The 14408-nt window shown below is 69.7% G+C and carries 10 protein-coding genes; 6 read left to right on the forward strand and 4 right to left on the reverse strand.

Going from position 1 to position 14408, the window contains the following annotated elements; translation table 11 throughout:
- Positions 1–78 precede the first annotated feature (78 nt).
- On the reverse strand, positions 79–651 hold the full coding sequence (locus EV644_RS18890) for an ArsR/SmtB family transcription factor (RefSeq protein WP_199239892.1): 573 nt from the start codon (positions 649–651) through the stop codon (positions 79–81).
- Positions 652–709: 58 nt separating this feature from the next.
- Between EV644_RS18890 and EV644_RS18895 the strand changes: the two genes are divergently transcribed.
- The 4 genes from EV644_RS18895 to EV644_RS18910 all read left to right on the forward strand — a co-directional run bounded on the left by EV644_RS18895 (position 710) and on the right by EV644_RS18910 (position 7037).
- Positions 710–1999 (forward strand): MFS transporter, encoded by a 1290-nt coding sequence (locus tag EV644_RS18895; RefSeq protein ID WP_158292872.1) that lies wholly within the window; start codon positions 710–712, stop codon positions 1997–1999.
- A 10-nt stretch (positions 2000–2009) separates the two neighbouring features.
- On the forward strand, positions 2010–3530 hold the full coding sequence (gene lysS / locus EV644_RS18900; RefSeq protein WP_132189606.1) for a lysine--tRNA ligase: 1521 nt from the start codon (positions 2010–2012) through the stop codon (positions 3528–3530).
- A gap of 294 nt (positions 3531–3824) precedes the next feature.
- On the forward strand, positions 3825–4157 hold the full coding sequence (locus EV644_RS18905) for a histone-like nucleoid-structuring protein Lsr2 (protein WP_132189607.1): 333 nt from the start codon (positions 3825–3827) through the stop codon (positions 4155–4157).
- Positions 4158–4502: 345 nt separating this feature from the next.
- On the forward strand, positions 4503–7037 hold the full coding sequence (locus EV644_RS18910; RefSeq protein WP_132189608.1) for an ATP-dependent Clp protease ATP-binding subunit: 2535 nt from the start codon (positions 4503–4505) through the stop codon (positions 7035–7037).
- Positions 7038–7126: 89 nt separating this feature from the next.
- On the opposite strand, the gene EV644_RS18915 is transcribed toward EV644_RS18910, so the two are convergent.
- The 3 genes from EV644_RS18915 to EV644_RS18925 form a co-directional block, all read right to left on the reverse strand.
- Positions 7127–7636 (reverse strand): hypothetical protein, encoded by a 510-nt coding sequence (locus EV644_RS18915; protein WP_241998369.1) that lies wholly within the window; start codon positions 7634–7636, stop codon positions 7127–7129.
- Between the two features lie 94 nt (positions 7637–7730).
- Positions 7731–8330: a hypothetical protein gene (locus EV644_RS18920; protein WP_132189609.1), complete on the reverse strand. Its 600-nt coding sequence runs from the start codon at positions 8328–8330 to the stop codon at positions 7731–7733.
- Complete coding sequence (locus tag EV644_RS18925; protein ID WP_132189610.1) at positions 8327–11062, reverse strand: hypothetical protein; 2736 nt, start codon at positions 11060–11062, stop codon at positions 8327–8329. Before EV644_RS18925 ends, EV644_RS18920 begins: the two co-directional genes overlap by 4 nt.
- A gap of 310 nt (positions 11063–11372) precedes the next feature.
- Between EV644_RS18925 and EV644_RS18930 the strand changes: the two genes are divergently transcribed.
- Positions 11373–13355, forward strand: coding sequence for a kinetoplast-associated-like protein (locus tag EV644_RS18930; RefSeq protein WP_132189611.1), 1983 nt, complete (start codon positions 11373–11375; stop codon positions 13353–13355).
- Between the two features lie 72 nt (positions 13356–13427).
- Entirely contained in the window at positions 13428–14381 is a 954-nt protein-coding gene (locus EV644_RS18935) for a DivIVA domain-containing protein (protein WP_132189612.1), read from the forward strand.
- Positions 14382–14408 lie beyond the last annotated feature (27 nt).

Below are 14408 nucleotides of genomic sequence, written 5' to 3' on the forward strand. Positions count from 1 at the left end.
CGTGTCCTGTCGGCGGCTAACAGTTCGGACAGTGCCCGAGTCGGGCTCAAGTCGGCCCGAATCAGGCTCAGGCGGCGCTCAGTCGGCTTCTTCGGGCGCCTTGCCGGTGGGGACGACGGCAAGCAGGGTGCTGACCAGGCGGGTGGACGCCGGGTGGCTGGCCGCCGTCCGGCCGCGGCGGTGCCGGTCGATCACCTCGGTGAGTTCCTTGCCGAGCTCCTCGGCCTCGGCCTTCGTCAGCCACAGGCGGGCGCGGCTCATCAGGCTGAGCTCGTCCCAGGGATCGTCGCCGGACATCTCCTCGAACTGCTCCATCACCCGGTTCACGTTGGTGCGCATCATCGTCTGGCTCGCCAGCCGGCCCGCGCCGCTGGACTGGGACGAGATGACCAGGCTGACCGCTGGGGCCCGCCACGGCCGCTCGCGGCCGTCCGTGGTGTCGTCCGCGCGCTCAACGATGCCCCAGCGGGCCAGCGCCCGGAGGTGGTAGCTCGTCGCGGACGGGGTCAGCCCGGCCAGCTCGGCGCACTCGGTCGCGGTCAGCACCCGGCCGTTGTACAGCTCCTCGATGATCAGCTGCCGGGCCGGGTGGGCCAGGGCGCGGATCGCCCGCGGATCGGTCAGCTCCAGGCGCTTCTTCTTCGCGGCCACGGCGACAGCGTAGCCGGTCCCTTGACCCGGGCATATCTGAAGCATTAACTTCATAGTTGTGAAGCAATCACTTCAGACTTCGATCTGGTCCTTCCGCGATCTCCGCCTCGTGCTGCCTGCCCGCGCCCTGTCGTACGCCGGTGACTCGATCGCGCTGATCGCCTTGATGCTGCGGGTTTCCGGCGACGGTGGGCCGGGCGCGATCACCGCGCTGCTGCTGGCGTTCGCGGTACCGACGGTGGTGATGATCCCGTTCGCCGGCCGGATCGTGGACGGCTACGACTCGCGGACCGTGCTGGTCTGGTCGTCCCTGCTGCAGGCGGCCGCCGGGGTCGGGCTGGCGTTCTGCCACGGTCTGGCCGCCACGCTCGCGCTGGTTTGCGTCCTGCAGGTCGGCCAAGCCGTCGCGGGACCCGCGTGGGGTGCCTTGATCCCGCGGATCGTCGGCGAGGACCTGGTCGGTCGCACGACCGGCACGAGCCAGGCCCTGATCGGCGTGGCCACGCTGGCCGGGTCAGCCGTCGGCGGCGTACTGGTCGGCTGGTCCGGTGATCGCGGGGCTCTGCTGGTGGACGCCTCGACCTTCCTCGGGCTGGCGCTCGTCGCCCGGGTGGTCCGGACCCGCCGCAGCCCCGAGCCGGGCGCAGTACGGGAGCGAGGCGCGCTGATGGCAGGCCTGCGGAGCATGTTCGCGGACCCGCTGCTGCGGATCCTGGTCCCGGCGCTGTGGGTGTTCGTCCTGGTCGGAGAGGCCGTGAACGTGGTCGAGGTCTTCCTGATCACGGATGAGATCGGCCTCGGCCCGAGCGGGTACGGCGGCGTCCTGGCCGCCCAGGGCGCCGGCGCGATCGCCGGTGCCTGGTTCACCGGCCGGCTGCGGACCGACAAGGCCCGCTCACACGCTGTTCTCACCGGTACTGCGGCGATCGGGGTGTCCTGCGTCCTGATGGGCCTGGCCGGCGGGGTGGTCCCGCTCGTGATCGGCGCCGTCGCGGTCGGATTCGGCAGCGGCATGCTGAACGCCGCGACCAGCACACTGGTGGTGACCAGGTCGGCTGAACTGGTCCGCGGCCGGGTGATCGCCGCGCTGGGCGGAACCGCCCGTGCCTTCAGCCTGCTGGCCCTTCTCCTCGGCGGCCTGGCCGGCTCCGTCTTGGGGCCCCGGGCAACATTCGTGACCGGCGGCACCGGCTGCGCCGTCGCGGCGGTGGTCGCCGGAGTACTCGTGATTCGGGCCGGCAGGCGGCCTGCGGGCGGCCGGCCCGGGGAGGCGGAGCAGGGTGCCGCCGAGGCCGGCCCGCCATCCGCGGTACTAATGGATTCGGTCGAGAGGGGAGTCAGTCACTAGCCTTTGGGGCATGACTGAGCCACGTGAGAACCCGGTGACCCCCGACAGCGGGCAGGACGACCTGCCCGAGCAGATGCGGGTCCGCCGGGAGAAGCGTGACCGGCTGCTGGCCGAGGGGGTCGAACCGTACCCGATCACAGTGCCCCGGACCCACCTGCTGAAGGACCTGCGAGCCCGGTACGACGGGCAGGAGCTCGAGCCGGACACGAAGACCGGTGAGCAGGTCTCCGTGGCCGGCCGGGTGATCTTCCTGCGCAACACCGGCAAGCTCTGCTTCGTCCGGCTGCGCGAAGGTGACGGCACCGAGCTGCAGGTGATGCTGTCGCTGGCCGACATCGGCGAGGAGGAGCTGGCCCGGTTCAAGGCGCTGGTGGACATCGGCGACCTGCTGTCCGTGCAGGGCGAGGTGGTGACGAGCCGCCGCGGCGAGCTCTCGGTCCAGGCGACCGCCTGGCAGATGGTCGCCAAGACGCTGCGCCCGCTGCCGAACGAGTACAAGCCGCTGAGCGAGGAGTCCCGGGTCCGGCTGCGTTACGTGGACCTGATCGTCCGGCCGGAGGCGCGCGACATGGTCCGCACCAAGGCCGCCGTGCTGAAGTCGCTGCGCGCCACCCTGGACGCCCAGGACTACGTCGAGGTCGAGACGCCGGTCCTGCAGCTGACCAACGGCGGCGCGGCGGCCCGCCCGTTCCGGACCCACCTGAACGCCTTCGACCAGCAGATGCTGCTCCGGATCGCCCTCGAGCTCGATCTCAAGCGCGCGATGATCGGCGGCGTCGACCGGGTCTACGAGATCGGCCGGACCTTCCGCAACGAGGGACTCGACTCCACCCATGCCGCGGAATTCTCGATGCTGGAGGCCTATCAGGCCTACGGCGACTACAACACGATGAAGACTTTGCTTCGTGATCTGGTCCTGAATGCGGCGGAGGCGGTGGACCGCACGGTGGTGACCGGACGTGACGGTTCTGAGATCGATCTGAGCGCGCCCTGGCGCGAGGCCAGCGTATTCGACCTGATCTCCGAAGCGGTCGGTGAAGCGGTGGACGTGACCACCGACGCGGCCGCCTTGACGAAGCTCGCCGAACAGCACCGGGTCGAGTTGCAGCCGGGCTGGAATGCCGGCGAGATCGCGCTGGAGCTGTACGAGAAGCTGGTCGAGCACACCCTGATCCAGCCCACCTTCGTGCAGGACTATCCCGAGTCGGTGCGCCCGCTGGCGAAGCCGCACCGGTCAATTCCCGGCCTGGTCGAGGCTTTCGACCTGATCATCAACGGGGTCGAGCTGGCGCCGGCGTACTCGGAGCTCAACGACCCGGTGATCCAGCGTGAACGCCTGGTGGCACAGTCGTTGCTGGCCGCGGCCGGCGATCCCGAGGCGATGGACCTGGACGAGGATTTCCTCCGCGCGATGGAGTTCGGGATGCCGCCGGCCGGTGGGATGGGGATGGGCGTGGACCGGCTCGTGATGCTGTTCACCGGGGCCGGTATCCGCGAGACGATTCTCTTCCCGCTGCTTCGTCCGGAGTGACCTGATTGCCCGCTGACCGGCGCCGATAAATCGGACCCGGGGACCGTTGCATAGCACAACCAACGGCCAAATCCATTCCCGGGTCCGATTTTTGTGCCGGACCGTCCTGCAGCCAGCTGAATACCGATGGTCACGACGGATGCGTTGCGTCGCCGGTGCGGAGGTTTTAGTCACATCTTTCGGTTACATTGTGCCTGTTGAATGACACGGTGCCGGTTTGTGCGGTACAAATCAGGAGCAACAATTCCGCACGTTGATTGTGCCCGGTGGCGGGCGCGGAAAGGACTGTCATCGATGGCGCAAAGGGTCCAGGTGGTTCTCGAGGACGATCTCGACGGCGGTAAGGCCGACGAGACCGTGACCTTCGGTCTGGATGGCTCGACGTACGAGATCGACCTGTCCAAGAAGAATGCCGCCAAGTTGCGTGACGCTCTGGCCGCCTACGTCGGAGCGGGGCGCCGGGTCTCCGGCCGCCGCGGTGGCGCCGGCGGGCGTGCGCGCGGACGGGGCCGGTCGGCGACCGACTCCGCCGACATCCGCGCGTGGGCCAAGGACAACGGCTACGAGGTGAGCGAGCGGGGTCGTATCTCCGCCGAGGTGCGGGCGGCGTACAACGACGCCAAGTAATTCCCCGGACTGCGGTCCCGGCGCCAGCGATGGCGCCGGGACCGTCCGCATTCCGGCCGTTTCACAGTGTGGACACGACGGGGACGCCAGGGCGGTACCGGCCTGCGCCGGATAGCTGAGTAGGCAGCGATCTTCGAGAATTCGCTGGTGGCGAACACCGGGCGCGGCGGGAACACCGGGCCCGGTACAGAGGTTGTTCCCTTGTGATCCCCAGTTGGCGACCGTACGAGAGGTCGCAGCTTGTTCGCTGAGAGCGAGCCTGTCGGTGCCGGGGACTAGCATGCATGTACGGGGGTCGGCCTATACGGCACGTCCGACTCCTCTGAGGCAAGGAGCGCTTTGGCGATGTTTGAACGATTTACGGACCGCGCCCGTCGGGTAGTCGTCCTGGCCCAGGAAGAGGCCAGGATGCTCAGCCACAACTACATCGGGACCGAGCACATCCTGCTCGGCCTGATCCACGAGGGTGAGGGTGTCGCCGCCAAGGCTCTCGAGAGCCTGGGTATCTCGCTGGAGGCTGTCCGCTCTCAGGTCGAGGAGATCATCGGCCAGGGACAGCAGGCTCCGAGCGGGCACATCCCGTTCACCCCTCGCGCCAAGAAGGTACTGGAGCTCTCCCTGCGTGAGGCCCTGCAACTGGGCCACAACTACATCGGCACCGAGCACATCCTGCTCGGCCTCATCCGCGAGGGTGAGGGCGTCGCCGCGCAGGTCCTGGTCAAGCTCGGTGCGGACCTGAACAAGGTCCGCCAGCAGGTCATCCAGCTGCTGAGCGGGTACCAGGGCAAGGAGACGGCGTCCGCCGGCGCGCCCGCCGAGGGTGCGCCCAGCAGCTCCTTGGTGCTCGACCAGTTCGGCCGGAACCTCACCCAGGCCGCCCGTGAGTCCAAGCTCGACCCGGTGATCGGGCGCGAGAAGGAGATCGAGCGGGTCATGCAGGTGCTGTCCCGGCGGACCAAGAACAACCCGGTCCTGATCGGTGAGCCGGGCGTCGGCAAGACCGCGATCGTCGAGGGCCTGGCCCAGGCGATCGTGCGTGGCGACGTGCCCGAGACCCTGAAGGACAAGCAGATCTACACGCTCGACCTCGGCGCGCTGGTGGCCGGGTCGCGCTACCGCGGTGACTTCGAGGAGCGCCTGAAGAAGGTGCTGAAGGAGATCCGCACCCGCGGCGACATCGTGCTGTTCATCGACGAGATCCACACCCTCGTCGGGGCCGGCGCGGCCGAGGGCGCGATCGACGCGGCGAGCATCCTGAAGCCGATGCTGGCCCGTGGTGAGCTGCAGACCATCGGCGCCACCACCCTCGACGAGTACCGCAAGTACGTCGAGAAGGACGCCGCGCTGGAGCGCCGCTTCCAGCCGATCCAGGTGGCCGAGCCCTCGATCGCGCACACGATCGAGATCCTCAAGGGCCTCCGGGACCGCTACGAGGCGCACCACCGCGTCACCATCACCGACCCGGCCCTGGTCGCGTCGGCGCAGATGGCCGACCGGTACATCTCGGACCGCTTCCTGCCGGACAAGGCGATCGACCTGATCGACGAGGCCGGTTCCCGGTTGCGGATCCGCCGGATGACCGCTCCGCCGGACCTGCGCGAGTTCGACGAGAAGATCGCGAACGTGCGCCGGGAGAAGGAGTCGGCGATCGACGCCCAGGACTTCGAGCGGGCGGCGAGTCTTCGTGACGACGAGAAGAAGCTCATCAACGCGAAGGCCGAGCGCGAGAAGCAGTGGAAGGCCGGCGACATGGACGTCGTCGCCGAGGTCGACGAGGAGCTGATCGCCGAGGTGCTCAGCACCGCGACCGGCATCCCCGTCTTCCAGCTGACCGAGGAGGAGTCCTCCCGGCTGCTCAAGATGGAGGACGAGCTGGCCAAGCGCTACATCGGCCAGACCGACGCCGTCAAGGCACTGTCCCGGTCGATCCGGCGGACCCGTGCGGGTCTGAAGGACCCGCGCCGGCCGAGCGGCTCGTTCATCTTCGCCGGTCCGTCCGGTGTCGGTAAGACCGAGCTGTCCAAGGCGCTGACCGAGTTCCTGTTCGGTGACGAGAAGTCGCTGATCAGCCTCGACATGTCGGAGTACTCCGAGAAGCACACGGCCTCGCGGCTGTTCGGTTCGCCTCCCGGGTACGTCGGCTACGAAGAGGGTGGCCAGCTGACCGAGAAGGTGCGCCGCAAGCCGTTCAGCGTGGTGCTGTTCGACGAGGTCGAGAAGGCCCACCCGGACATCTTCAACTCGCTGCTGCAGATCCTGGACGAGGGTCGTCTGACCGACGCCCAGGGCCGCGTGGTCGACTTCAAGAACACCATCATCATCATGACCACGAACCTGGGTACTCGCGACATCTCCAAGGGCAGCCTCGGCTTCTCGCAGACCAGCGACACCTCCGGCTCGTACGAGAAGATGAAGGCGAAGGTGACGGAGGAGCTCAAGCAGCACTTCCGCCCCGAGTTCCTGAACCGCGTCGACGAGATCGTGGTCTTCCACCAGCACGACAAGGACGCGATCGTCAAGATCGTCGACCTGATGGTCGCGCAGGTGGAGGAGCGGCTGAAGGACAAGGACATGGGCATCGAGCTCACCCCGGCGGCGAAGGCACTGGTCGCCGACCGTGGCTTCGACCCGGTCCTGGGTGCTCGCCCGCTGCGTCGCGCGCTGCAGCGTGACGTGGAGGACGTGCTGGCCGAGAAGATCCTGTTCGGGGAACTGCGTCCCGGCCAGATCGTGCTCGTCGACGTCGCCCCCGAGGGCACCGTCAGCGAGGACGGCGTGCCGGAGTTCTTCACCTTCCTCGGCACCCCGAAGGCCGCCACCAGCCCGGACCTGGAGCTGACCGAGATCGCCGGAGGTTCCTCCGGCCTTCAGGACACCTGATCCAGGCTTTGGCCTAGGCAGACCGAAGGGCCCCGCGGACACCAGTCCGCGGGGCCCTTGGCCGTACTCAGGGGCGTCGGCTGACCAGTTCAGCTGCCGCGGCCGCGTAAGGTCCGCAGCCCTCGTATGCCGAGCACAGCCCAGCCGGCGCCGAGCAGGAACGCCCCGAAGACCAGCAACAGCCGGGACCCGACCTTCTCCGGTACTCCGGCCAGCCCTTCGCCGAGCTCTTTGAAGGCGCCCCAATCGAACAACCCGGTGGCCAGCTCCAGAACCGCCAGCCCAAACACGACCACCTGCAGCGCCGTGAACCCCAGCAACGGTCGGTACGCCGTGGGGCTCCACTCGGTCCGGGTATGCCCGAGAGCAGCCGGCACCCCGAGGAACCCGAGTACTGCGATCACCCCGGCGCCCACGTGCTCCGGCAAGAACGCGAGCAGCGAGAGCTTCTCGTTCTCGGGCGGCACCAGGCCGAACGGGTACCAGTCCGCACCCAGGAGCCACGCCAGCCCAAGTGCGCCGTACAGCAGGGACAGGCAGGCCACGAGCACCGGGAGCCTGGTGGTGGTGCTGCGGGTCTGGTCCACGGTGACAGTCATCGATTCCTCCAGCTTCACGTGCTTCCACGGTCGCGCCGGAGGTACCTCGGTCGCCTCGTTCCCGCGGGTGGTGCCGCTCCCTCGGCCGGGTGATTCAGCGGGCGTTGCGAAGGCGGGTGACGGCTTCTTGGAGGGCCTCGTCGGTGGGGTGGGTCTGGGGGACGCGGGAGGCGACCAGTTGGGCGCTGGCGGCGAGCAGCCAGGTGAAGCCGGTGATGGCGGCGAGGGCGGGGCCGGGGCCGGGCCAGGAGTCGCTGAGCGAGCCGAGGTCCCGCGCCTGCCAAGCCCCCGCGATGAAGAGCATGGCGATGAGCGCGGTGACAGCTGCTGCCGTCTGGCTGTAGATGCTGGCGGTCGTTCGCGTCTGGTCGTCGCGGGAGGAGGCGGTCGCTCGAGTCGGGTCGTCACTGGAGGAGGCGGGCTGGCGACGGGGGTGGAGAGCCAGCGCGAGGATCGAGGTGGCGAGCCCGGCCAACCAGGTGACGGCCACCGACGGCTGGGTCTCCAGGCCGAGTTGCCAGACCGAGAGGCCGAGTCGCCTGCTGAAGGTCCACGGGAGGAGCAGCGTCACACCGGCGGCTAGTGCGGTCAGCAGGGTCACTCGACCGAACCACCGGTGCTGAGAGATCGCGAGCGCCTGCTCCGCGGCGTCCAGCTGGCGCGGGAGTTCCTCGTCGGGCAGGAGGTCGCTCATCGGGTGGGCTCCAGGCGGACGACGTCGGTGCCGAGTTCGAAGTACAGGGACTTGCCGATGACGGTGACCTGGTCGGCGGCCTGAGGGACGCCCTGGGCCGGTCCGGCGATCACCGTGACCTTGCCAGGCCCATCGACGCGGACCAGGTGGCTGCCGTCGTACCCCCAGAGCTTTCCGTCCGGACCGGCGAACCAGTTGCCGTCCGTGGTCCACTGGTCGGCAGCGACGCCGGTCGCGGTGATCGGCCAGCCGGAGGTCGCCCCGCCGAGCAGTGTGGTCGCCTTGCCATCATGCGAGACGTGGACGAGCCGCTCGCCCAGGACCATGGCTGCGTCGCCCGACCCGAGCTGGACCAGACCGTCCTGCTTCAGGGCGCCCTTCAGCTGGATGCGGTTCACCTGCGGGCCTGGACCGTAGAAGTTGTAGAACTGCCCGCTGATCGCAGTGACGAGCCTGCCGCCGGCGGCGGCCGCGAACTCCCCACGCTGGTTGGGCGCGACCGGCCGAGGATCGCGTACCGCCTCAGCCCCGGCGGCCGTCCAGTGCACCGCTACTTCGGCCGAAGGATTGCTCCGGCTGGCCACCGTCCACCACACACCGCCCAGCCCGTCCGGAGCCCACGCGTGCGCCGCGTTGGGTACCCGGAGCCGAATGAGCTTGCCGTGGGCATCTAAACCCAGCTGCATGCCCGTACCCGGAATAGCCTTGCCCGGCTGACCTTCTGCGGTCACCGATGGTTCCGCCGGCTGCACTGTCGGCAGCACAGTCGCCCTGTACTGCGTATTGCCGTCCGCAGGCTTCCGGCGATCGCAGCGAGCTGCCGGCTCGGGTGCGGCCGGGTAGGAGCCGGCTGAGTCGGCCGCGTCGGTGATCTCGAGGATCTGGTCACCACCACCCGGCGAAACACCCAGCAGGACGGACCCGTCGGGCCTAGCCTCGATGCTGTCCACTCCGGCGGGCCCAGCAGGCACCTCACGCAGTACGCCGTCCGGAGTGATCACGGAGGTCGGGGAGCTCCCACCGAGCCACAGGTTGCCTCGAACGTCCACGGCGAACGCCTCAACCGTCAGCGAGGAGCTGGCCGCGTCCTTGCTCAGCAGGCAGCCGGCGGGAGCCACCCCGGTGAGCTGCTGCGGCACACCGCCAGGCCTGAGCAGGGCGAGACCCGTCTGGCCGGTCCTCCAGGCCGTAGTGCCATCCGGCCCGGTGGAGACCTCATTTCCTGGTCCGCCCGGTCCCGGATCGACCAGGTAGTCCTTGAGCACCATGCCGCGCCGGAACTCGTTGGCCGGGATCTGCCAGGTGCTGGTCGATCCCCAGATCACCACCGAGCGATCCGCGTTGCGGTGAGTCAGCGCAGGCCCTTGCCCGGTCGCCAGCACGTCGACGTCGGGTGTCACGTAGTAGCTGCCGTCGGCGTTCTTGTGGCTCAGGCTGATGTCCGCGGCAACCAGTGTCAGCGGGACCGAGAGGACCGCCCAGGGACGATTCCCGGGACCGCCGGCGAGCAAAACCATCCGGTTGTCCGTCACCCCGAGCAGCGCGGGCGGAGTCACGCCATGGCTCAAGGCGACTCGCGGCAGCGCCACCCCGTCGCGGTACTCGAACAGCGTCGAACCCTCCGAGCCGGTCCGGCCGAGCAACCACTGGCCCGGCGTACCGTCGAGTGTTCCGGCGATGGAGTCCAGCGGGTCCGACGTCCCGATGGCGACGCGCATGCCGAGCCGGTCCACCATCTGCCCGCCCTGCAGGTCCAGGAGCCGATGCGGAGCCCCCGCCGCCACCACAGGCCGGTACTCCGGTGCTGCCGCGGCCGGCACGAACAGCCCGGCTGCAACGGCGACCAGACCGGTCACCGCGACCAGCACCAGGCGCAGGGACCACCCGGGTGCGCGGCGGCGTACGGAGAAGGCGGTGGCGGTCACGCCGAGAGCAAGAAGCAGCACACCGAATGCCAGAGCGAGCCAGGCTCCGACTCCCACTCTGTAGCCGACGCCGTCGGAGAGCCTTGGCGGCAACTGCGCAAGGGCGCTAAGGATGCCGGCCACGACCACAGCACCAGTCGCGACCGCTGACACGCGAAGGACAAGGTGTGCCGGCTTGGGCACGATCAGGGTGGCGACGGCGGCGCAGAGTGTCGCCAGCGCGGTCACTGCGAGCACCACAGCCCAGGCCTCGGCGGACGGGATCTCCCAGAGCTGTACGCGCGCCACACCGGCCTCGGAGCCGGTGGGTCCGAGCGCCACCGGGTCGAGCAGATCACGCCAGGGGAGGACCGTCGAGGCCAGCAGCAGCGCGGCGAGTGTGCCGGTCAGAATCGGCTCGATCGTCGTCCTGAGGTCGGCCGAGTTCTCGGCGACAGGACTCAGTCGGAGGAAGGCCGCTCGCAGTTCGGTCTGGTCGAGCGGCTCGCCGGATGAATTTTCAGTAACATCCGACGGCGCCGCGAGCAGGGCCGGCGGAGCCGGTGAACGGGTCGCCCAGAAGGCCGCGATCGAGCTCGCCAGGGCCCCGCAGACGACGACGCCGATCACAGCCGGTGAGGTCGAGCAGCCCGTTCTTCCCTGCGTGGCAAGGCCGACCCAGGCAGTCCCGGTGACCACCACGAGAGCTACTGCGCCCCAACCGCGAACCTGCGGCCGAAGCCAGATCCTGTCCGCACACAAGCGATCCGCGAGCAGCAGCGCGAGCACGGTGACCGGTACTGCGAGGGCGGCACCACGTCCACTCACCGGCTGGGTCGTCGCGCGCCAGAGGTAACAGCCTGTGCTCGCGGAGCCGGGGATCAGCACGGCCAGTGTGGCGGCGACAATGAGACACCCGAGGGCTGCACTTTGCCACTGGGTTCGTCGTAAGGTCCTCCGGTGCTCCAGCTCCTCGGTCCGGAGCAGAGCCGCCGCGGCTTTCGATTCGGTGGGAAGATCGCGCAACGGCATGAAAAGAAGTTACCCGGCTGTCGATCTAGCTCGTTGTAGCAGCATGACCACAGGTTTCGGACCCGGACTGTTGGAGAGGGGGCCGGAGATGGAATCATCTCCTCGCATGGACGCCCCGCGTCTCTCTCTGACCCAGGAACCGGTCCCCGACGCCGGTTCCTTTGGCGTGCGGCAAGCGGGTGGCGTGCTCGAGCGGGCGCAGCGGATCGCGGACACTCTGCGGGAGCAGGCGGAGTACGAGAACGACAGCGCCCTCGAAGAGGCGGAGCGGATCCGCGCCGAGGCCGAGCGGGTCCGGGTCGCGGCAGAACAGGCCGCGCAAAAGCTGCGCGACGACGCCGGCTCGGCGGCCCAGCGGCTGCTCGACGACACCGAGCGGGCCGCGGAGCAGCTCCGGTCCGAGTCAGAGGCCGAGGCCGAGCGGGTCCGGCGCGAAGCCAACGCCGAGGCGGATCGGCTGCTCGAGGAGTCGACCGCCGCGGCCCAGCGCCTGCGCGGCGAGTCCACCGCGGCGGCCGAGCGACTGCGGTCCGAGTCGATCGCCGAGGCGGAGAGGGTCCGGGCGGAAGCCGAGGCGGAGGCCGAGCGGCTGAAGCTGGAGTCGGAGAGCGCGGCCGAGCAGCTACGCAGTACTGCGGCAGCCGGGGTGGCGCACCGCCGGTCCGAGTCGGAGGCGGCCGCCGAGCAACTGCGGGCCGAGTCGCACGCGGCGGCGGATCGGCTCCGGCAGGAGTCCCAGGCTGCGGCGGACCGGCGGCTGGCCGCGGCCGAGGCGGAAGCGGCCCGGCTGAAGGAAGACGCCGACGAGCTGATCGACGAAGCCCGGCAGGCCCGCGAGTACGCCGCGCAGGCCGTCGAGCGCGCGAGCCGCGAGGCGCAGCAGCTGGTCGCCGATGCCGGCGAGCAGGCCGCCCTCGTCTCGCAGGCCGCGGTGAACAACGAGGCCGAGCTGATCGCCCGGGCCGAGTCGGAGGCGAGCGAGCTCCGTACCGCGGTCGAGCGCGAGGCCGAGTCGGCGCGCGAGCGGGCCCGGGTCGAGATCGCCGACGCGCACGCCGAGATCGAGCGGCTGCGCGGTGAGAACAGGGCCGAGCTGGAGCGCCGGACCGCCGCGCTGGAGGAGACCGAGCGGGCCAAGCTGGCCGCGATCTCGCTGGAGATCGACAAGCTCCGCGCCGCCGCGGTCGAGGAGATCACGGCGCGCAAGGCCGAGGCCGAGGAAGCCAACGAGCGCCTGATGGCCGATGCCCGGGCGCAGGCGAAGCTCGTGATCGACAGCATCGAGGCCGACCGGCGAACCGCGTCCGCCGAGGCGCAGCGGATCGTCGAGGACGCCAACCTGGCGGCCGAGACCGCCCTCGCGGAAGCCGAGAAGCAGACCGCCTGGAGCAAGAAGACGGTCGACGATCTGGTCGCCGCCGCAGAGCAGGAGGCCCGGGGCATCCGCAACCGCGCCGCGATGGACGTGGCCGAGCTGGCCCGGCAGAAGCGTGCGCATCTGCGCCGGGTGGTCAGCCGGTCGACCAGTCGGCTCAGGGAGACCCAGACCGCGATCGCCAGGGAGAACGCCGAGCTGACGACGCTCGCCGAGACCACGCTGAGCTCCGCCAACCAGCAGGCGGAGGCGACGCTGGCCGCCGCGACCCAGCAGGCGGACAGGGCCACCTCCCAGGCGCAGGGCAGGGCGGACCGGCTGAAGGCGGCCGCCGAGGTCGAGGCCAAGGAGATCGTCACCCGGGCGAACCGCCGGGAGGCCGAGGCGCAGGCCAGCACCCAGGTGCTGCGCGAGCGCGCCGCCAAGGATCTGGCCGACGCGCAGCGCCAGTCGCACGAGCTGATCCGCAAGTCCCGCGCCGAGGCTCAGGGCCTCGAGGCGCAGGCCCGCGAGCATGCTGACGAGCTGCGCGCGCAGGCCCGTAAACTTCTCGCCGACGCCGAGGCGAGGGTCGCTGCGCTCAACCAGCGCCGCGACGAGATCACCAAGGAGCTCACCCAGCTTTCGGGTGTGATCGAGGCACTCGCTATCCCTGGGTTCCACGCAGGTGGTGGAATGTCCGCTAGCGAGGGTTCCACGGGGGAATCAGGATGAGGACGTGACAGTCAGATCCTTGTCAGTGACAATGTGTGATCCACCCACCCACCGAAGTGAGCATCAGAAGACATGAGCAGTGAAGCCCCAACCCCGTTCCGCACCGTTCTGCGTGGCTACGAGCCTGCCCAGGTGGACCAGCACGTTCGTGAGCTGACCACCTCGCTGACCGCACTGCAGCAGCAGTCCGAGCAGCTGCAGCGCCACGTTCAGGAGCTGCAGACCCGGACGGACGCGGCCGAGTCGGCCGTGATCACCGCCCAGGAGGACAACAAGGACCGCACGCCCACGTTCACCGAGTTCGGTGAGCGGGTGGCGAAGATCCTGTCGCTGGCCGACGACGAGGCCCGCGATCTGGTCACCCGGGCCCGTGCCGACGCCGAGGCGATCGTCGCCGACGCCGAGGCGCACGCGAAGAAGGTCCGCAAGGAGGCCGAGCAGTACTCCCTGGACTGGAAGAGCGAGGTGGACGCCGAGGCTGCCCGCATCCTCGAGGAGGCGCGCACTCAGGCCGACGACATGCGCGACGAGGCCGAGCGCGACGCCACCGCGCGCCGCAGCGAGGCCCAGGCGCTGTACGAGCAGGAGCGGGCCAAGTCCGCCCAGGCAGCGGCCGCTTTCGAGACCACCCTGGCCGAGCGCCGGGGCAAGGTCGAGCAGGAGTTCGCCGCCCGGACGGCCCTGGCCGAGCAGCAGCTGGCGGCGGTCACCGACCGTGCGGCCCAGGTGCAGCGCGAAGCCGACCGTTCCCGCTCCGAGGCGGAGCGCCTGGCCCAGCAGCAGCTGGCCGACGCCAACCGTCAGGCGCAGGAGATCGTTGCCGCCGCCAAGGACAAGTCCGAGCGGATCCGCGCCGAGTCCGAGCGTGAGCTCGCGGCCGCGACGCAGCGCCGCGACAGCATCAACGCGCAGCTGACCAACGTCCGGCAGATGCTGGCCACGTTGTCCGGCAGCCCGGCGATGCCGCTGGACCTGCTCACCGACGACGACGCCGAGGCCACGGCGAACGGCAGCAAGAAGAACTGAGCACCTCCCGCTGAGGCCGGCTCCCGG

The organism is Kribbella orskensis, assembly GCF_004342085.1.
Lineage (GTDB): Bacteria > Actinomycetota > Actinomycetes > Propionibacteriales > Kribbellaceae > Kribbella > Kribbella orskensis.

Bases quoted from the DNA above. Each gene is read 5' to 3' on its own strand.
- lysS (WP_132189606.1), top strand. From the start codon at position 2,010: ATGACTGAGCCACGTGAGAACCCGGTGACCCCCGACAGCGGGCAGGAC.
- EV644_RS18910 (WP_132189608.1), top strand. From the start codon at position 4,503: ATGTTTGAACGATTTACGGACCGCGCCCGTCGGGTAGTCGTCCTGGCC.
- EV644_RS18920 (WP_132189609.1), bottom strand. From the start codon at position 8,330: ATGAGCGACCTCCTGCCCGACGAGGAACTCCCGCGCCAGCTGGACGCC.
- EV644_RS18905 (WP_132189607.1), top strand. From the start codon at position 3,825: ATGGCGCAAAGGGTCCAGGTGGTTCTCGAGGACGATCTCGACGGCGGT.
- EV644_RS18935 (WP_132189612.1), top strand. From the start codon at position 13,428: ATGAGCAGTGAAGCCCCAACCCCGTTCCGCACCGTTCTGCGTGGCTAC.
- EV644_RS18915 (WP_241998369.1), bottom strand. From the start codon at position 7,636: ATGACTGTCACCGTGGACCAGACCCGCAGCACCACCACCAGGCTCCCG.
- EV644_RS18930 (WP_132189611.1), top strand. From the start codon at position 11,373: ATGGACGCCCCGCGTCTCTCTCTGACCCAGGAACCGGTCCCCGACGCC.